General features: G+C 68.5%; 20 protein-coding genes and 4 tRNA genes. 8 read left to right on the plus strand and 16 right to left on the minus strand.

Annotated elements, in window-relative coordinates; all coding sequences use genetic code 11:
* Positions 1 to 53: 53 nt before the first annotated feature.
* The 9 genes from yajC to pdxS all read right to left on the minus strand — a co-directional run bounded on the left by yajC (position 54) and on the right by pdxS (position 6,581).
* The gene (gene yajC, locus DCE93_RS08250) at positions 54 to 455 is read right to left on the minus strand and encodes a preprotein translocase subunit YajC (RefSeq protein WP_108595466.1); all 402 of its coding nucleotides are present in this window, start codon (positions 453 to 455) and stop codon (positions 54 to 56) included.
* Positions 456 to 525: 70 nt separating this feature from the next.
* Positions 526 to 1,566: a Holliday junction branch migration DNA helicase RuvB gene (ruvB, locus tag DCE93_RS08255; protein ID WP_108595467.1), complete on the minus strand. Its 1,041-nt coding sequence runs from the start codon at positions 1,564 to 1,566 to the stop codon at positions 526 to 528.
* Positions 1,563 to 2,183: a Holliday junction branch migration protein RuvA gene (gene ruvA / locus DCE93_RS08260; protein WP_108595468.1), complete on the minus strand. Its 621-nt coding sequence runs from the start codon at positions 2,181 to 2,183 to the stop codon at positions 1,563 to 1,565. The genes ruvB and ruvA overlap by 4 nt, the downstream gene beginning before the upstream one ends.
* Positions 2,180 to 2,791, minus strand: a complete 612-nt coding sequence (gene ruvC, locus DCE93_RS08265) for a crossover junction endodeoxyribonuclease RuvC (protein WP_205647411.1) — start codon at positions 2,789 to 2,791, stop codon at positions 2,180 to 2,182. The genes ruvA and ruvC overlap by 4 nt, the downstream gene beginning before the upstream one ends.
* A gap of 9 nt (positions 2,792 to 2,800) precedes the next feature.
* The gene (locus DCE93_RS08270; RefSeq protein WP_108595470.1) at positions 2,801 to 3,559 is read right to left on the minus strand and encodes a YebC/PmpR family DNA-binding transcriptional regulator; all 759 of its coding nucleotides are present in this window, start codon (positions 3,557 to 3,559) and stop codon (positions 2,801 to 2,803) included.
* Between the two features lie 61 nt (positions 3,560 to 3,620).
* A complete protein-coding gene (locus tag DCE93_RS08275) occupies positions 3,621 to 4,349 on the minus strand; it encodes a hemerythrin domain-containing protein (RefSeq protein WP_108595471.1) in 729 nt (242 codons plus the stop codon).
* 114 nt (positions 4,350 to 4,463) lie between these two features.
* Complete coding sequence (locus DCE93_RS08280) at positions 4,464 to 4,994, minus strand: DUF1697 domain-containing protein (protein WP_108595472.1); 531 nt, start codon at positions 4,992 to 4,994, stop codon at positions 4,464 to 4,466.
* Between the two features lie 52 nt (positions 4,995 to 5,046).
* Positions 5,047 to 5,694 carry a pyridoxal 5'-phosphate synthase glutaminase subunit PdxT gene (gene pdxT / locus DCE93_RS08285; protein WP_108595473.1) on the minus strand — a complete coding sequence of 216 codons (648 nt, stop codon included), beginning with the start codon at positions 5,692 to 5,694 and terminating at the stop codon, positions 5,047 to 5,049.
* Positions 5,691 to 6,581 carry a pyridoxal 5'-phosphate synthase lyase subunit PdxS gene (pdxS, locus tag DCE93_RS08290; RefSeq protein ID WP_108595474.1) on the minus strand — a complete coding sequence of 297 codons (891 nt, stop codon included), beginning with the start codon at positions 6,579 to 6,581 and terminating at the stop codon, positions 5,691 to 5,693. Before pdxS ends, pdxT begins: the two co-directional genes overlap by 4 nt.
* 96 nt (positions 6,582 to 6,677) lie before the next feature.
* On the opposite strand from pdxS, the gene DCE93_RS08295 reads away from it, so the two are divergent.
* Both DCE93_RS08295 and pdxY read left to right on the plus strand, forming a co-directional pair.
* Complete coding sequence (locus DCE93_RS08295; RefSeq protein ID WP_108595475.1) at positions 6,678 to 8,057, plus strand: aminotransferase class I/II-fold pyridoxal phosphate-dependent enzyme; 1,380 nt, start codon at positions 6,678 to 6,680, stop codon at positions 8,055 to 8,057.
* Between the two features lie 7 nt (positions 8,058 to 8,064).
* The gene (pdxY, locus tag DCE93_RS08300) at positions 8,065 to 8,916 is read left to right on the plus strand and encodes a pyridoxal kinase PdxY (RefSeq protein ID WP_108595476.1); all 852 of its coding nucleotides are present in this window, start codon (positions 8,065 to 8,067) and stop codon (positions 8,914 to 8,916) included.
* Positions 8,917 to 8,920: 4 nt separating this feature from the next.
* Here pdxY and DCE93_RS08305 read toward each other — a convergent pair whose 3' ends face one another.
* Together DCE93_RS08305 and thrS are read right to left on the minus strand one after the other, a co-directional pair.
* Positions 8,921 to 9,484 carry an HIT family protein gene (locus tag DCE93_RS08305; protein ID WP_108595477.1) on the minus strand — a complete coding sequence of 188 codons (564 nt, stop codon included), beginning with the start codon at positions 9,482 to 9,484 and terminating at the stop codon, positions 8,921 to 8,923.
* Positions 9,481 to 11,415 (minus strand): threonine--tRNA ligase, encoded by a 1,935-nt coding sequence (gene thrS, locus DCE93_RS08310; protein WP_235825285.1) that lies wholly within the window; start codon positions 11,413 to 11,415, stop codon positions 9,481 to 9,483. The genes DCE93_RS08305 and thrS overlap by 4 nt, the downstream gene beginning before the upstream one ends.
* A gap of 169 nt (positions 11,416 to 11,584) precedes the next feature.
* Here thrS and DCE93_RS08315 point away from each other — a divergent pair, with 169 nt between their 5' ends.
* From DCE93_RS08315 to DCE93_RS14425, 4 genes are all read left to right on the plus strand, one after another.
* Entirely contained in the window at positions 11,585 to 11,827 is a 243-nt protein-coding gene (locus DCE93_RS08315; RefSeq protein WP_108595479.1) for a hypothetical protein, read from the plus strand.
* On the plus strand, positions 11,824 to 11,982 hold the full coding sequence (locus tag DCE93_RS14575) for a hypothetical protein (RefSeq protein ID WP_168186188.1): 159 nt from the start codon (positions 11,824 to 11,826) through the stop codon (positions 11,980 to 11,982). The genes DCE93_RS08315 and DCE93_RS14575 overlap by 4 nt, the downstream gene beginning before the upstream one ends.
* An 80-nt stretch (positions 11,983 to 12,062) precedes the next feature.
* Entirely contained in the window at positions 12,063 to 12,710 is a 648-nt protein-coding gene (locus tag DCE93_RS08320; protein WP_146184963.1) for a hypothetical protein, read from the plus strand.
* 17 nt (positions 12,711 to 12,727) lie between these two features.
* The gene (locus DCE93_RS14425) at positions 12,728 to 13,054 is read left to right on the plus strand and encodes a hypothetical protein (RefSeq protein ID WP_146184964.1); all 327 of its coding nucleotides are present in this window, start codon (positions 12,728 to 12,730) and stop codon (positions 13,052 to 13,054) included.
* A gap of 155 nt (positions 13,055 to 13,209) precedes the next feature.
* Here DCE93_RS14425 and DCE93_RS08325 read toward each other — a convergent pair.
* The 3 genes from DCE93_RS08325 to DCE93_RS08335 all read right to left on the minus strand — a co-directional run bounded on the left by DCE93_RS08325 (position 13,210) and on the right by DCE93_RS08335 (position 13,512).
* Positions 13,210 to 13,284 (minus strand) — tRNA-Val (locus DCE93_RS08325).
* A gap of 25 nt (positions 13,285 to 13,309) precedes the next feature.
* A tRNA-Cys gene (locus DCE93_RS08330) sits at positions 13,310 to 13,383 on the minus strand.
* Between the two features lie 57 nt (positions 13,384 to 13,440).
* Positions 13,441 to 13,512, minus strand: a tRNA-Gly gene (locus tag DCE93_RS08335).
* A gap of 247 nt (positions 13,513 to 13,759) precedes the next feature.
* Here DCE93_RS08335 and DCE93_RS08340 point away from each other — a divergent pair.
* Both DCE93_RS08340 and DCE93_RS08345 read left to right on the plus strand, forming a co-directional pair.
* A tRNA-Val gene (locus tag DCE93_RS08340) sits at positions 13,760 to 13,832 on the plus strand.
* 160 nt (positions 13,833 to 13,992) lie between these two features.
* The gene (locus DCE93_RS08345; RefSeq protein ID WP_108595481.1) at positions 13,993 to 14,352 is read left to right on the plus strand and encodes a VOC family protein; all 360 of its coding nucleotides are present in this window, start codon (positions 13,993 to 13,995) and stop codon (positions 14,350 to 14,352) included.
* 64 nt (positions 14,353 to 14,416) lie between these two features.
* On the opposite strand, the gene DCE93_RS08350 is transcribed toward DCE93_RS08345, so the two are convergent.
* Together DCE93_RS08350 and DCE93_RS08355 are read right to left on the minus strand one after the other, a co-directional pair.
* On the minus strand, positions 14,417 to 14,959 hold the full coding sequence (locus tag DCE93_RS08350) for a type II toxin-antitoxin system PemK/MazF family toxin (protein WP_108595482.1): 543 nt from the start codon (positions 14,957 to 14,959) through the stop codon (positions 14,417 to 14,419).
* Positions 14,960 to 15,002: 43 nt separating this feature from the next.
* Positions 15,003 to 16,262: an ammonium transporter gene (locus DCE93_RS08355; RefSeq protein WP_108595483.1), complete on the minus strand. Its 1,260-nt coding sequence runs from the start codon at positions 16,260 to 16,262 to the stop codon at positions 15,003 to 15,005.
* Positions 16,263 to 16,305 lie beyond the last annotated feature (43 nt).

Raw genomic sequence — 16,305 nt, forward strand, 5'->3', positions numbered from 1 at the left:
TTTCTCTGCAGGAGCCCGCGCGACAGCGCGCGGGCCGAGCCTCGGGGTGAGTCCTAGTCGTCCGACTTCTTGGTGTCGGGCGTCTCATCGCTCGCGTCGCCGGTCGTGGCGTCGGTGCCGGAGTCGGCGACACGCTCGCCGAACTCGGGCGCGCCCTCGACGGCTGCGGTCTCTTCGACGACATCGGCCTTCGGCTCGACCACGCGGGCGACCGTCTGACGGTGCACGGTGAGCACGGTGCCGGGCGAGGTCTCGAGCTGCACCTGGTTCTCGTCTTCATCGATCGAGAGGATGGTGCCGAAGACGCCGAAGTTGGTCATCACCTTCGCACCCGGCTGCACCTTCGACTGCAGTTCACGGGCGTCGGCCTGACGCTTGCGGGAGTTGCGGAACATGAAGAAGATGAGCACCGCCAGGACGGCGAGCATGATGATGGTGAACGGATCGAACGTCATGAGGGGGAGGTACCTTCCGAGTGCGGCACGCGCACGAAGTCATCGGTGCTGAAGAATCAGCCTCAAAGGATTATAGGTCATCGAGCGGAAGTGCCGTGGCCGAGTCGGGAGCGTTCGTTGCGAGGCCGAAATGGCTCCACGCCGCCGGGGTTGCGACTCGCCCCCGAGGCGTTCGGGTGATGAGCCCGATTCGTACGAGGAAGGGCTCGACGACGGCTTCGATCGTCTCGGCCTCTTCGCCGACGGAAACGGCCAGGGTGTTCAACCCGACGGGGCCGCCGCCGAACCGGGTGAGGATCATCTGCATCACCGCGCGGTCGAGCCGATCGAGCCCGAGCGGGTCGACGTCGTAGAGCTCGAGCGCGGCGCGAACGGAGGCGATGTCGACACGTTCGCCGTGCACGAGCGCATAGTCGCGCACCCGCCTGAGCAGGCGGTTGGCGATGCGCGGGGTGCCACGGCAGCGCCCCGCGATCTCGGCAAGGGCCTCTCGGTCGGCGTCGAGGCCGAGCATCGCACCGGCGCGACCGAGCACCTGCTCGAGTTCGGCCTCGTCGTAGAACTCGAGGTGCGCGGTGAAACCGAATCGGTCGCGGAGCGGGTTCGGCAGGAGCCCGGCCCGCGTGGTGGCGCCCACGAGCGTGAACGGCGACAGGTCGAGCGGCACCGAGGTCGCACCGGCCCCCTTGCCGACCATGATGTCGATGCGGAAGTCCTCCATCGCGAGATAGAGCATCTCTTCGGCCGAGCGAGCCATGCGGTGGATCTCGTCGATGAAGAGCACTTCGCCGGGCACGAGCGAACTCAGAATGGCCGCGAGGTCGCCCGCGTGCTGGATCGCCGGGCCGCTCGACATGCGGAGCGGCCGGCCGCCTTCGTGCGCGACGATCATCGCGAGGGTCGTCTTGCCGAGGCCGGGCGGGCCCGCGAGAAGGATGTGGTCGGGAGTGCGCTGCTGCAGCGTCGCGGCCGTGAGCAGGAGCTGCAACTGCCCGCGCACGCGGGTCTGGCCGACGAATTCACCGAGGCTCTTCGGACGCAGCGCCCCTTCGAACGCGAGTTCGGCCTCTGACGCGAGCACCGGATCGGTGAGGTCGAGGTCGTCGCTCATCGTGCCCGACCCGCCTGCTGGGCCGGGCCGAGCCGAGCGAGCGTGAGCCGCAACAGCGTCGGCACCGATGCGGCCTCGATGTCGGATGCCGCGGCGATCGTCTCGTCGACGGCCTCTGCCGCGACCCGCTCGGACCAGCCGAGACCGGTGAGCGCCGCAAGCACGCTGTCGGCGGCACCGCCCGCGACGACCGGTGTCTGCGGCGTCGCGGCGGCCGGGGCGACGAGCTTGCCCGCGAGCGAGACGGTGATGAGTTTCGCGGTCTTCGGCCCGATGCCGCTCACCTTGCGGAAGACGGCGTCGTCGTCGCGCTGCACGGCCTCGGCGATCTGCCCGGGTGAGAGCGACGACAGCACGCCGAGCGCCGACTTGGGGCCGACCCCGGTGACGCCGATCAACAGGTTGAACACGTCGAGCTCGTCGTGCGTGGCGAAGCCGAAGAGGGTCAGCGAGTCTTCGCGCACGACGAGCGTCGTGTGCACGGATGCCTCGTGCCCCTCGCGAGTCGAGAGGGCGAATGCCGGGGTCGTGTTGACGTGGAAGCCCACCCCGCCGACCTCGATCACGACCGAACCACCGGCTGCAGCGAGCACGCGGCCACGAAGAGAGGAGATCACCGCTTCAGCCTACGGGCCGCCCCCGACACGACGGCGGAGCGCTCGGCGGCGATCCACGCCCGCTGCGCCGGGGTGAGCATCGAGTCGGCGGTGGAGCCGGCATCGGCACTCTCCCGAACGGCGGCCCCGGCGACTCCCCCGGTGCGCCAGGCATGGCAGATGGCGAGGGCGAGGGCATCCGCGGCATCCGCCGGTTTCGGCACGTCGTCGAGCCCGAGGATGCGCGCCACCATCGCACCGACCTGCTTCTTGTCCGCCCGCCCGTACCCGGTGATCGCGGCCTTGACCTCGCTCGGCGTGTGCAGTGCGACCGGCAGCTCCCGGCGCGCCGCGATCAGCATGGCCACGCCCGAGATCTGCGCCGTGCCCATGATCGTCGAGACGTCGCTGCGGGCGAACACGCGCTCGAGGGCGACGGCCTGCGGTCGATGCTCCTCGATGATCGCCTCGAGCCCCTCGGCGATGCGGGCGAGCCGGCGCGGGGTGTCGAGATCGGCCGGCGATCGCAGCACCACCACGTCGACGAGCCGCGCCGTGCGGTTCGCTTCGACATCGACCACTCCCACGCCGCATCGCGTGAGGCCGGGGTCGATGCCGAGCACGCGCACGGCGATCGGCTACTCCGCCTCGAGTTCGGCCTGCACCTCGGGGCTCAGGTCGAAGTTGCTGTAGATGTTCTGCACGTCGTCGCTATCTTCGAGGGCGTCGATGAGGCGGAACACCTTGCGCGCGGTGTCGGCATCGATCTCGACCTTGAGCGAGGGCACGAACGCGGCATCCGCCGAGTCGTAGTCGATGCCCGCCTCCTGCAGCGCCGTGCGCGTCGCGACCATGTCGGATGCCTCGGTGATGACCTCGAAGGTCTCGCCCTCGTCGGTGACCTCTTCGGCGCCGACGTCGAGCACCGCGCCGAGCACGTCGTCTTCGGTGAGGCCATCGGACTTGGGAACGACGATGACGCCCTTGCGTGCGAAGTTGTACGCGACCGAGCCCGGGTCGGCCATCGTGCCGCCGTTCCTCGTCATGAGCGTGCGCACCTCGGCGGCGGCGCGGTTCTTGTTGTCGGTGAGGCACTCGATGAGGAGGGCCACGCCGTTGGGGCCGTAGCCCTCGTACATGATCGTCGTGTAGTCGATCGACTCACCGGTCAGACCGGCACCGCGCTTGATCGCGCGATCGATGTTGTCGTTCGGGACGGAGGTCTTCTTCGCCTTCTGCACGGCGTCGACGAGGGTCGGGTTGCCGGAGAGATCGGCGCCGCCCATCTTCGCGGCGACCTCGATGTTCTTGATGAGCTTCGCGAACGACTTCGCACGGCGCGAGTCGATGATCGCCTTCTTGTGCTTGGTCGTCGCCCACTTGGAATGCCCGGACATGCGTCTCCTGAATCGAATCCTTCGCGCGGCCGCGTCGCGGCCGGCGCGCCCCCATTCTAGGTCAGCGCCGCGCAGCCCTCTCGCTCATCGGCGGGACGGGGTGAAGTCGGCGCAGGGCGTGCTCGTACCGGCGCCGGCCGACGACCCGGTACGCAAGACGCATCGGCGCGGGCAGCTCGCGTGCCATCCAGGCCGCACGCTCCGGCTCGGGGACCACCTCCATCAGGAGGCCGAGCAGGAGGAACAGCGGCAGTGGCGGCTTCTCATGCTGCGCGTGGGCGGAGATCTCGTCCCACTCCGCCTCGGATAGCACCGCATCGAGCACCGGGAACGCGTCGCGCTCCTCATCGGCGAGATGCTCGGCGAGCGTGCGGTCGACCTCGTCGAGGACCGCCGCCAGGCGCGCCGCATCGGCGGCATCCGCGCCCGGCGCCCAGGCGTCGACGAGGGTGTCGATCTCATCGAGCTGGTCGGAGACCGTCTGATGCTGCCGGCGCATCACCGCGACGTGCAGGCCGCAGGCCGGAGCCCGTTCGGTCATCCGGTCCCAGAAGAAGTCGTCTTCGGCGTGGTGGTGGATGTGCAGGAGCGCCGTCAGACCGTGCAGGTGACGCGCGAGGAACGTCGCGCGGCGGGTGTCACCCGGCGTGACGTCTCGCACGAGCCCCGGCGCCTCGGCGAACAAACGTCGGAACATGCGGTGGATGAGCACGACCTCGTCGCTGCGGCATGCGGTCACCGGTGCAGTGCTCGAGTCGGGCGCACCGGTACTGGGGAGTCGGGTGGTCATGGAAGGTCAGCGAAGCGGATGCCGCGGCCTCCCGCACCCGTGCCGTCCCGACTCTCGACTCGGTGCCCTCCCTGAACCGAACGCGCTCAGCCGTGCGCGCTCAGCCGTGCGCGCTCAGCCGAGGATCTTCCGGAGCGTTCGGAGGTTTCGATTGGTGGTCGTCGGCTTGAACTTCGCCTTCGCGAGCAGCTTCGCGAACGGGGTGTCGACGGTCGTGCCCTTCACCGGGTTCCAGTACACGACGCCGTCGCCCCTCGCGATCGGATCGACGTCGGGATCGGCGTCGCCCGAGAACTCGAGGAGCTCGTCGACGATGCCGGGAGCGGAGGCGAAGATCACCCAGGGTTGTCGATGCGCGTCGTCGGCATCGAACGGGAACCCGTCGACGGCGCGCTGCAGCTCGTCGCGGGTCACGAGCACGATCCAGGCGTCGTAGCCGAACCGGGCGCGGAGGGCCTGCTCGATGCGACCCTTGAGCGGGGTGCGAGACTCGCGGCTCGGGTCGTCGAACACGACATTGCCACTGGCGAGCACCGTGCGCACGCCGTCGAAGCCGAGCAGCTCGAACAGCTCGCGAAGCTCGGCCGACTTGATCGTGATGCCGCCGACGTTCACGCCACGGAGCAGGGCGATGTATGCCGTCATGCTGCGACAGTACCGAGGTCGGCCGACATCGCGCCGCCCAAGGCGGCGAGGCTCACCGTCGAACCCGGCTGCGCACCTTTGCGAGGAAGTACTCGTGGAAGCGGTACTCCCCCGTGATCTCGGGGTGGAAACTCGTGCCGAGGAGGTTGCCCTGCTCGACGGCGACGACTCGACCGTCGGCGAGCGTCGCGAGCGGAGTCGCCGCCTCGCCGACCGATTCGACGACCGGCCCCCGGATGAAGACCGCGTGCACCGGCTCGTCGCCGAGCGCGGGGATGTCGAGGTCGGTCTCGAACGACTGGTTCTGCGAACCGAAGGCGTTGCGGCGTACGACCACGTCGAGGCCGCCGAGGGACTCCTGCCCGGCGATCGCGTCGAGCACCGTGTCGGCGAGCAGGATGAGGCCTGCACAGGTGCCGTAGACGGGCAGGCCCGCCGAGATCGCCTGCTGCAACGGCGCCTGCAGCCCGAAGGTGCGCGCGAGCTTGTCCATGACGCTCGATTCCCCGCCGGGGATCACGAGGCCGTCGATCTCGGCGAGCTCCTCGGGACGACGCACGAGCGACACCTCGGCTCCGAGCTTCGCGAGTACGTGCGCGTGCTCACGGAAGTCGCCCTGGAGGGCGAGGACCCCGACGCGAGGCCCGGCCTGAGCCGTGCGCCCCGCGTCGAGTGATCCGCTCCTGAGGTTCGTCGTCACCAGCCGCGCTCGGCGAGGCGGTGCGGCGCCGCGAGGTCGGCGACATTGATGCCGACCATGGCCTCGCCGAGACCGCGCGAGACCTCAGCGACGACCGACGGGTCGTCGTAGAACGTCGTCGCCTTCACGACGGCTGCGGCACGGGCCTCGGGGTTGCCCGACTTGAAGATGCCGGATCCGACGAACACCCCGTCGGCGCCGAGCTGCATCATCATCGCGGCATCCGCGGGGGTGGCCACGCCGCCGGCGACGAAGAGCACGACCGGGAGCTTGCCGGTCTCGGCGACCTCGAGCACGAGCTCGTAGGGGGCCTGCAGCTCCTTCGCCGCGACGTAGAGCTCGTCGCGCGTCATCGACCTCAACTGGTTGATCTCGGAGGAGATCTTGCGGATGTGCTTCGTCGCCTCAGAGACGTCGCCCGTGCCGGCCTCGCCCTTCGAGCGGATCATCGCGGCACCCTCGTTGATGCGGCGGAGCGCCTCACCGAGGTTCGTGGCACCGCAGACGAAGGGGGTGTTGAACGCCCACTTGTCGATGTGGTTCACGTAGTCGGCCGGCGAGAGCACCTCGGACTCGTCGATGTAGTCGACGTCGAGCGCCTGCAGCACCTGCGCCTCGACGAAGTGGCCGATGCGGGCCTTCGCCATGACGGGGATCGACACCTCGGCGATGATCGCATCGATGAGGTCGGGGTCGCTCATGCGGGCGACGCCGCCCTGAGAGCGGATGTCGGCGGGCACGCGCTCGAGGGCCATGACGGCGACGGCGCCGGCGTCCTCGGCGATGCGTGCCTGCTCGGCGGTGACGACGTCCATGATGACGCCGCCCTTCAGCATCTCGGCGAGGCCGCGCTTCACGCGGCTCGAACCCGTTTCGGATACGGTCACAGGGGAATCCTCTCGGATGGGCGCGCGCTGTCGTCGCGCATCAGAACAGACCAACAGAACTATTGTCCTAGGCCAAAAGATAGCATGGGTGGGGACATGAGGAAGGGCGGTGACGTCATCATCGACATCGAGGGTCGCTCAGCGGCCGAGATCGCCGACAGCCTGCGCACGCTCATCGAGCGCGGCGCCCTCCGACCGGGCGATGCGCTCCCTCCGGTGCGGACGCTCGCGGAGCATCTCGGGGTCAACCGCAACACCGCCGTCTCCGCCTATCGGCAGCTGATGAACGCCGGCGTCGTCATCACCCTGGGCCGCGGCGGCACTCGTGTGGCAGGCGCCTCGACGGTCGCGCAAGAGGGATTCGCCGCCGACACGGCACTCCGCGACATCGGCACCGGCAATCCCGATCCCTCGCGCATCCCCGACCCGTCTCTCGCACTCGCGAGCATCGCACGGCGGCCCGTGCTGTACGGCGAGCCCGTCATCGATCCCGAGCTCGCGCGGTCGGCGCACGACTGGATGAGTGCCGATCTCCCCGCAGAGACCCCGATGCGCATCACGGTGACGAGCGGCGCCGCCGATGCCGTCGAGCGCCTGCTCGCCCAGGCGCTCACTCGCGACGACGCCGTGGCTCTCGAAGACCCGTGCTTCCTCACGAGCATCCACACGGTGCGCGTCGCCGGATACCGCCCGGTGCCGGTGCCGATCGACGACGAGGGGATGACGGTCGCGGGCCTTCGGGCCGCACTCGAACAGGGCGTCCGCGCGGTCATCTGCACGCCGCGCGCGCAGAACCCCACGGGGGCAAGCCTCACCGAACGGCGCGCTGCCGAACTGCGCGAGGTGCTCAGGGAGCATCCGTATGTGCTCGTCATCGAAGACGACCACTATTCGCTGCTCTCGCAGCTGCCGTACCACTCGCTGATCGGCCCCGAGCATCGGCGCTGGGCGCTCGTGCGTTCGGTGTCGAAGTTCCTCGGCCCCGACATGTGCCTCGCCGTCACCGCCTCAGACCCCGAGACCGCCGAACGGCTTGCGATGCGGCTGACCCCGGGCACGACGTGGGTGAGCCACCTGCTGCAGCGACTCGTGCACGCCCTCGCGACCGACCCCGAGATCGTGGCGGGCATCCGAGCCGCCGGCGCGCACTACGCGGCGCGCAACGCCGCATTCGCCGGGTTGCTCACGGCGGAGGGCGTCCCGACGCGATCGGGCGACGGCCTGAACGTCTGGGTTCCGCTCGGCGCGCCGGCCCGTGCCGTGTCCGAACAGCTCATGCGGCGCGGCTGGCTCGCCCGCCCGGGTGACGAGTTCGCACTCGACGGCACCGAGGCATCCGATCACCTGCGCCTCACCGTGCACGATCTCGACGACGCCGATCTGCAGAAGCTGGCGACGGATCTCGGGGCGGCCGTGCGCACGGTGCTCGAGCAGTCCAGGGCGCTGGGCGGAGCCTGGACGTCGGAGATGCGATGATCGAGCGGTGAAGATTCTCTCGATCCAGTCCGCGGTCGCCTACGGTCACGTCGGCAATTCCGCCGCCGTGTTCCCCCTGCAGCGCATCGGCGTCGAGGTGCTGCCCGTCTACACCGTCAACTTCTCGAACCACACGGGCTACGGCGCTTGGCGCGGGCCGATGATCAGCCCTGACGAGGTGCGCGAGGTCATCACCGGCATCGAGGAGCGCGGGGCGTTCCCGCAGATCGACGTGGTGCTCTCGGGCTACCAGGGCGGCGAGGGCATCGCCGACGTCATCCTCGAGGCCGTGGCGAAGGTGAAGGCCGCCAACCCGTCGGCGATCTACGCGTGCGACCCGGTCATGGGCAATGCGACGTCCGGATGCTTCGTCGCGCCCGCCATTCCGGTGCTGCTGCGCGAGCGCGTGGTCCCGGCCGCCGACCTCATCACGCCGAACCAGTTCGAGCTCGGGTTCCTCACCGGCACGCAGCCCGACACGCTCGAGTCGACCCTCGCCTCCGTCGATCTCGCTCGCGCGGCGGGCCCGCGCACGGTGCTCGTCACGAGCGTCGAGCGCCCCGATCGCGAAGAGGGCACGATCGAGATGCTCGCCGTCGACGACCACGGCGCCTGGATCGCACAGACTCCGCAGCTGCCGATGAAGGCCAATGGCTCAGGGGATGTCACGGCCGCCCTCTTCACGGCGCACTACCGCCGCACCGGCGACGCGGCCGACGCCCTCGCCCGCACGACCTCGAGCGTCTTCGACCTGCTCTCGCGCACCCACGATTCGGGTGAGCGCGAGCTCCAGCTCGTCGAGTCGCAGGAGTTCTACGCCCATCCGCGCATGCAGTTCGCCGTGCGTCAGGTGCGCTGAGCGCTCAGGCGGGCCACGCCTCGGCGATCTCCTGGCGCACCTCGCCCAGCAGGCGCGGAAGCGCCTTCGTGCCCGCGACGATCGGGAAGAAGTTGGAATCGAGCGCCCAGCGCGGCACGATGTGCTGATGCAGGTGCTCGGCGATGCCGGCACCGGCGATGCGGCCCTGGTTCATACCGAGGTTGAAGCCGTCGCACTTCGAGACCTGCTTCACGACCCGCATCGCGATCTGCGTGAGCTCGCCGATCTCGGCGACCTCTTCGGGTGTCGCCTCGTCGTACGTCGCGACGTGACGATATGGGCAGACCAGCAGGTGTCCGCTGTTGTACGGGTAGAGGTTCAGCAGCGCGTACGCGTGGGTGCCGCGCGCGACGATGAGCGACTGCTCGTCGCTCATCTCGGGAGCCCGGCAGAACGGGCAGGCGTGCTCGTCGGGCTGCTGGCCGTGCTGGATGTAGACGAGTCGGTGCGGCGTCCACAACCGCTGGAAGGCGTCGGGCACCCCGGCGAGGTCGGCCGCGGCATCCGTCTGCACACCCTCGAACTCGTCGGGCTGGTACGCACTCATGCGAACAGGTCGTCGCGTGTGACGACCTGGCGACGCTCCTCGATGACCTGCTTGATGCGCTCGACCGCCTCGGCGATCGCGACGCCGTTCTCCTGCGTGCCGTCGCGGAAGCGGAAGCTGACGGTCTCGGCTGAGCGGTCGCTCTCACCCGCGATGAGCTGGAACGGCACCTTCTGGGTCGTGTGCGTGCGGATCTTCTTCTGCATGCGGTCGTCGCTCACGTCGAGCTCGGCGCGGACGCCGCCGCCCTTCAGCTGCTCGATGATCGCACCGAGGTACGGAGCGTACTCGTCGGCGACAGGGATGCCGACGACCTGCACCGGGGCGAGCCAGACCGGGAAGGCGCCCGCGTAGTGCTCGAGGAGGATGGCGAAGAACCGCTCGATCGAACCGAACAGCGCCCGGTGGATCATGATGGGGCGCTTCTTCTGCCCGTCGCGGTCGGTGAACTCGAGGCCGAAGCGCTCGGGCAGGTTCGGGTCGACCTGCACGGTCGAGAGCTGCCAGGTGCGGCCGATCGCGTCTCTCGTCTTGAGGTCGATCTTCGGCCCGTAGAACGCGGCCTCACCGGGCATCTCGGTGAGCTTCAGACCACTCGCACGGGCGACGTTGCGCAGTGCGTTCGTGGAGTACTCCCAGAACTCGTCGGAGCCGATCCACTTGTCTTTCGCGTCGTCTCGCATCGACAGCTCGAGCTCGAAGTCGTCGAGGCCGAAGTCGCGAAGCATCGAGATGACGAACTCGATGACCTTGGTGGCCTCCTCTTCGAGCTGGTCGGGGGTGACGAAGAGGTGCGAGTCGTCTTGCGTGAAGCCGCGCACGCGGGTGAGCCCGTGCAGCGCGCCGGAGAGCTCGTTGCGGTAGACGGTGCCGTTCTCGGCGAGCCGCATCGGCAGCTCGCGGTAGCTGCGCCCCCGCTCCTTGTAGATGAGGATGTGCATCGGGCAGTTCATCGGCTTCAGGTAGTAGTCCTGGCCGTGCTTGGTGATGTTGCCGTCGGCGTCGCGTTCCTCGTCCATGCGGATGGGCGGGAACATGCCCTCCTTGTAGGTCACGAGGTGGTTCGACTGGAGGAAGAGGTCCTCCTTCGAGATGTGCGGCGTGTAGACGTAGGTGTAGCCGCCCTCGATGTGTCGACGGCGCGCGTGCTGCTCCATCTCCATGCGCACGACACCGCCGCGCGGGTGCCAGACCGAGAGGCCCGAGCCGATCTCGTCAGGGAAGCTGAAGAGGTCGAGGTCGCGCCCGAGCTTGCGGTGGTCGCGGCGTGCGGCCTCCTCGAGTCGGTGCTGATAGGCGCGCAGCTCGTCTTTCGTCGGCCACGCGGTGCCGTAGATGCGCTGGAGCTGGGGGTTCTTCTCCGAACCGCGCCAGTAGGCCGCAGCGATGCGAGTCAGCGACCAGCCGTTGCCGATCATGCGGGTGTTCGGCAGGTGCGGACCGCGGCAGAGGTCCTTCCAGACCGTCTCGCCGGTCTTGGGGTCGACGTTGTCGTAGATCGTGAGCTCGCCGGCACCGACCTCGACGTTCTCGTTGTCGCCACCGGCCGAGGCCGAGCCCTTCAGGCCGATCAGTTCGAGCTTGTAGGGCTCGTTCGCGAGTTCGGCACGCGCCTCGTCATCGGTGACGACCCGGCGCATGAAGCGCTGACCGGCACGGATGATGCGCGACATCTCTTTATCGAGAGCCTTGAGGTCTTCGGGGGTGAACGGCTCGGCGACGTCGAAGTCGTAGTAGAAACCGTCGGTGACGGGCGGCCCGATGCCGAGCTTGGCCTCGGGGTTGATCGACTGCACCGCCTGCGCAAGCACGTGTGCCGCCGAGTGGCGCAGGATGTTCAGGCCGTCGGGCGAGTCGATCGTGACGGGTTCGACCTCGTCGCTGTCGGTGACCGTCGTGGCGAGGTCCTTGAGCTCGCCGTTGACGCGCATCGCGACAACGGATCGGTCGGTGAAGAGCTCGAAGCCGTCGGCCACCTTGATCCACTCCTTGGAATCGGTCTACAGAACCCTTCAACTGTAGTCGCCGAGCGGGCGGCCGCTCGGCGGCTCGGTGCTGCCCCGGAGCCGCGGCCGCGGATCCGCTTCTAGAGTTTTTCTCATGAACAGGACATCGAACGAACTGGGCTCACGCAGCGAGTTCGACGAGCGCGTCATCGAGCTCGCCGACTTCGAGCCCGACATCCCTGCGGTCTCCATCCACTTCGAGCCGGCCGCCTGCGGCATCACCGGGCTCGGCACCTACGTCTGCACCTTCTCCGTCGAGGCGTTCGGCCGGGCGACCCTGACCGCGAGCGGCTACGCGGCGACGGGATCCGTCGTCAATGCCGACCCAGGAGCGTGAGCGGAAAGCAGACCGTGAGCATCACCCTGAAGAACCTGCCCGCCCACGGCGGCTGGGCCGTGATCGAGCAGACGGAGGGCGAGGCGTGGGTCTGGTACTCGACCAGGATCGCCTATCCGCCCATCGTGCTCGAACCAGCTCCCCCGATCGCCTAGGCGCTCGCGCCTCCGCTACCGGAGAGCGCGGCCGCACGCCCGCAGACGCGAGTCACACGAGACGGGTAGTCTCACACTCCATGACGCCTCAACGGTTGAGCGTGGCTGCTGCGGTCACGGTATTCTGCGGGTTCGTGTTCACCGGGTGCGCAGGAGGGCAACCACCCGCCACCGAACTCACGAACGGACCGATGGTGTCGATCGACCCGAAGGCGCTGGTCACCGATGAGGACCTCGAGTTGCTCGGCGAAGCCGGCTACCAGGGCGACGGCATGACGGCGGAGTTGATGGAGTTGACCACCGCTCTCACCACCCGATATCAGGGCAGCGATGCCTTCTCCGGGTTCGAGTGGTCCCGTGACACGCGACAGATGACCTTGTGGTGGCACGGGCCGGTGCCCGCGGAGCTCGACGAACTGCTCGCCTCGGTCGACCCGCCGATCACCGTCGAGCAGACCGTGAACCCGCCCGGGCGGCTCCGGGCGGTTCAGCAGCGCCTGATGGCGACCGGCGCCGTGCCCGGCATCACCGTCTCAGCGGTTTCGGTGTCGATCGACTGCTCACGCCTGCAGGTGATGGCGGAACCCGTCGACCCGTCGACGACCCCAGCGGAGATGACGACCGCCCTCGAAGCATTCTCCGGATACCCGGTCGCCGTGGAAATCGGGAGTGTCGTCCCCTTCTCAGGTGTGCCGCCCGCTGTCGGCGTGGCACCGACGGGCCAGTGACCCGAGAGGCTGAAGGCGTGCAGGCGACGAAGATGCCAGCCAGGAGCACGAACGCGCCGACAACGATGAGTATCGTGCGGGCCTGGCAACTTGACGACGGCCTCGATCGCAGCGGCGATGCCAGCCGCGAGCAGCACGACGACGCCGAGCGCGATGGAACCGAGCACGATGCCGAATTGCGCCTCATCGGCCTGCAATCTGGGGATGTCGCCAAACTCCTCCGCAAGTTCCTGCGTCGTCCTCCTCAAGCACGGCCACCGCACGATCAACGAGTTCCAACGTCATCCTGGGGGCCGCGCGGCGGTCGTGCGGAGATGCATCTACAACGAACGCGAGTGACCTGACGGCGCCGCGCCCTCTCGAAGGGAGGGATGCCGGGCATCACACCCGCCGGCATCGCCGGTCAACCCGAGTGCATCGATGGCGGGTACCACGCGGTACCTCAGAGCCCCGAGAGCTCCCGGAAAAACAAAAAACCCCCGGTAAACCGGGGGTTTCGTGGTGGGCGATACTGGGATCGAACCAGTGACCTCTTCCGTGTCAGGGAAGCGCGCTACCGCTGCGCCAATCGCCCAAGTCGAGAATGGAAGTTCTCAGCTTGGAGGTGGATACGGGATTCGAACCCGTGTATACGGCTTTGCAGGCCGCTGCCTCGCCTCTCGGCCAATCCACCGTGTCTGGGTTCACCACCAAAAGAACAGAAATCGGGCTTGCGCCCGATCCTGATCAGAGCGGATGACGAGATTCGAACTCGCGACCCTCACCTTGGCAAGGTGATGCGCTACCACTGCGCCACATCCGCGTTGCCCGCATTTCTGCGTGCAGAGAGACTCTAACCGATTCCCTGAACGATTCACAAACTGACGGGGTCGCGTGGCCGTTTCGAGCCGGTCACAAGGGGAATCCGTGCACGTATCCCGGGCGTGTCGGCCCACCGGCAACCCTCCCGCGACCGCGCCGGCGAGCCACCCGTCGGCTCGATGTGCATTCGCCCCATCCGGTCGGCTAGTATCGAATCCGCGGTCACGGCGTGACCACGAATCCCATATGGGCGATTGGCGCAGCTGGTAGCGCGCTTCCTTCACACGGAAGAGGTCGTCGGTTCGAGCCCGGCATCGCCCACGAAAGCCCCCACTCCACTGGGGGCTTTCTCCTTTTCCCCGCGATCGCGGCCGCCCTTCGGGCACGCAGCCGCCTTGCTCCACTCGTCCGATCCCCGTTGTGGTCGCTCCGATCCCCGACTACCGTGTGCCGTGACCACGCGTCGAGGCGAGGGGGAACCATGTCGGGCGAGGTGTCGTTCATCGAGTTCGGGGCAGCGGATGCCACGACCGCACGCAGCTTCTACGGCAAGCTCTTCGGCTGGTCGTTCGAGAAGGGGCCGGGCGGCGACGGCTACGCAGTCACCGGGGCCGGCGTGCCGGGGGGTGTGCACGGCGGCGACCCCGGCGCCGCACCCAACGTGTTCTTCAGGGTCGACGATCTCGATGCCGCTGTGGCCGCGGTCGAACGGCTCGGCGGCACCGTCGAATCACTCCCAGGCGCCGACGACGAGGAGACGACCGCGATATTCGGCGAGTTCCGGCTCTGCCGCGACGATCAGGGATCGCCGTTCGGGCTCCACCGACCGCCACGCGCCTGAGCGGGCCCACCCCACGGCACGGAGCGCACCGAACAGTGCTGCGCGGTCTCGGCAGCCGCTGAGTTCAGCGCCAGCCGTACCGAGCGCGGAGCGCCGCAGCCACACGGTCGAAGCGCTCCGCATCGAGTGACGCCGCTTCGCGCCGCATGCCGCCCGCCCGCACTCGGAACACCCGGTCGATGCGCGCCCAGCTCGCGCGTCCCTCGGCATCCCAGGCCCCGTCTCCGAGCGCGACCAAGTCACGGTCGCCGTCGTGGGCCTTGCTGGTCAGTTGCACCGCGAGGCAGTCGCCTGCGCGGGATGCGGCCACGATCACGACCGGTCGATCCTTCCCTCGCCCGTCGTTCTCCTCGTACGGCACCCAGGTCCACACGACTTCACCGGGGTCGGGGTCGGCATCGCGCGACGGCGCATAGCCGAGCTTCACGCGCCGCAGCTGCCGCGGATCCACCTCGATCGTGGCCGACGGACCCGACTGCCCCGGTGAGAGGGTGGTGGTCGCCGCGACCGGCCGTGACGCGGCATCCGGCGGCCGCGCGGACCCACTGCCCAGCAGCGACCTGACGACACGACCGAGGGCGGTGAGGAAGCGGCTGGTGTCTGACACACCGGCACACTACCCCACCGCCCTCGCGGTGATCCCGTCAGGCTCAGACGGTCTCGAGCTTGTACGCGTCTTCGCCGTGGACGACGGTGTCGACCCCCGCGATCTCGTCTTCGTTGGTCACCCGGAAGCCCATCGTCTTCTGGATGAGGGTGCCGATGATGAAGGCGAGCACGAACGAGTAGATCAGTACAGAGAACGCGGCGATGGCCTGCACGAGCAGTTGGGTCGGGTCACCGCTGTAGATGAGGCCGGTGCCGTTCGCGAAGAAGCCGAGGTACAGCGTTCCGATGAGGCCGCCGACGAGGTGGATGCCCACGACGTCGAGCGAGTCGTCGAAACCGAACTTGAACTTCAGGTCGATCGCGAGGGCGCACACGGCCCCGGCGACCAGGCCCAGCACGATCGCCCAGCCAGGGGTGAGCGACGCACAGGCCGGGGTGATCGCGACGAGGCCAGCGACCGCACCGGAAGCGGCACCGACGGAGGTGGGCTTGCCGTCCTTGATCTTCTCGACGAGGAGCCAGGCGAGCAGTGCCGCGGCAGGAGCCGCGAGGGTGTTGACCCACGCGAGGGCTGCGGTGCCGTCGGCTGCGAGTTCGGAGCCGGAGTTGAAGCCGAACCAGCCGAACCAGAGGAGGCCCGCGCCGAGCAGCACGAACGGCGGGTTGTGCGGCACGTGTGCGCCCTTCGAGAAGCCGACCCGCTTGCCGAGCACGAGTGCCAGCGCGAGGGCGGCGGCACCGGCGTTGATGTGCACCGCGGTGCCACCGGCGAAGTCGATGACGCCGACGCCGAAGGCCTCCTGCATGCCGAACGTGGTCCAGCCGCCGTATGTGAAGGACCCATCCTCGACGCCGAAGTTGAACACCCAGCTGGCGACCGGGAAGTAGACGATCGTCGCCCAGATCGCGGCGAAGACCATCCAGGCGCCGAACTTCGCGCGGTCGGCGATGGCGCCCGAGATGAGCGCGACCGTGATGATCGCGAACGTCGCCTGGAAGGCCACGAAGGCGAGCGGCGGGTACGCGGCGCCCTCGGGCGTCTCGAGCAGGCTCGTCAGGCCGATGGCCGACCAATCGATGGACCAGGGCGCGACCAGGCCCTCAGCACCGGGGAACGCGATCGCGTAGCCGTACAGCACCCAGAGGACGCCGATCAGGCCGATCGCACCGAAACTCATCATCATCATGCTGATGACGCTCTTCGCCTTGACGAGTCCGCCGTAGAAGAACGCGAGTCCGGGGGTCATGAGCAGCACCAGGGCCGCCATGATCAACAGGAACGCGGTGTTGCCTTGATCCATCTCGAACCTCTCTCAGGGAATGCAGGCGGGGAACCTGTGTCGC

The organism is Agromyces badenianii (assembly GCF_003070885.1).
Taxonomy (GTDB): domain Bacteria; phylum Actinomycetota; class Actinomycetes; order Actinomycetales; family Microbacteriaceae; genus Agromyces; species Agromyces badenianii.

Coding starts and splice junctions, on each gene's coding strand:
- DCE93_RS08270 (WP_108595470.1), bottom strand. CDS start 3,559: ATGTCCGGGCATTCCAAGTGGGCGACGACCAAGCACAAGAAGGCGATC.
- DCE93_RS08280 (WP_108595472.1), bottom strand. CDS start 4,994: ATGACGGCATACATCGCCCTGCTCCGTGGCGTGAACGTCGGCGGCATC.
- DCE93_RS08355 (WP_108595483.1), bottom strand. CDS start 16,262: ATGGATCAAGGCAACACCGCGTTCCTGTTGATCATGGCGGCCCTGGTG.
- ruvB (WP_108595467.1), bottom strand. CDS start 1,566: ATGAGCGACGACCTCGACCTCACCGATCCGGTGCTCGCGTCAGAGGCC.
- yajC (WP_108595466.1), bottom strand. CDS start 455: ATGACGTTCGATCCGTTCACCATCATCATGCTCGCCGTCCTGGCGGTG.
- DCE93_RS08305 (WP_108595477.1), bottom strand. CDS start 9,484: ATGAGTGCGTACCAGCCCGACGAGTTCGAGGGTGTGCAGACGGATGCC.
- DCE93_RS08295 (WP_108595475.1), top strand. CDS start 6,678: ATGAGGAAGGGCGGTGACGTCATCATCGACATCGAGGGTCGCTCAGCG.
- DCE93_RS08275 (WP_108595471.1), bottom strand. CDS start 4,349: ATGACCACCCGACTCCCCAGTACCGGTGCGCCCGACTCGAGCACTGCA.
- thrS (WP_235825285.1), bottom strand. CDS start 11,415: ATGCGCGTCAACGGCGAGCTCAAGGACCTCGCCACGACGGTCACCGAC.
- DCE93_RS08315 (WP_108595479.1), top strand. CDS start 11,585: ATGAACAGGACATCGAACGAACTGGGCTCACGCAGCGAGTTCGACGAG.
- DCE93_RS08320 (WP_146184963.1), top strand. CDS start 12,063: ATGACGCCTCAACGGTTGAGCGTGGCTGCTGCGGTCACGGTATTCTGC.
- DCE93_RS08345 (WP_108595481.1), top strand. CDS start 13,993: ATGTCGGGCGAGGTGTCGTTCATCGAGTTCGGGGCAGCGGATGCCACG.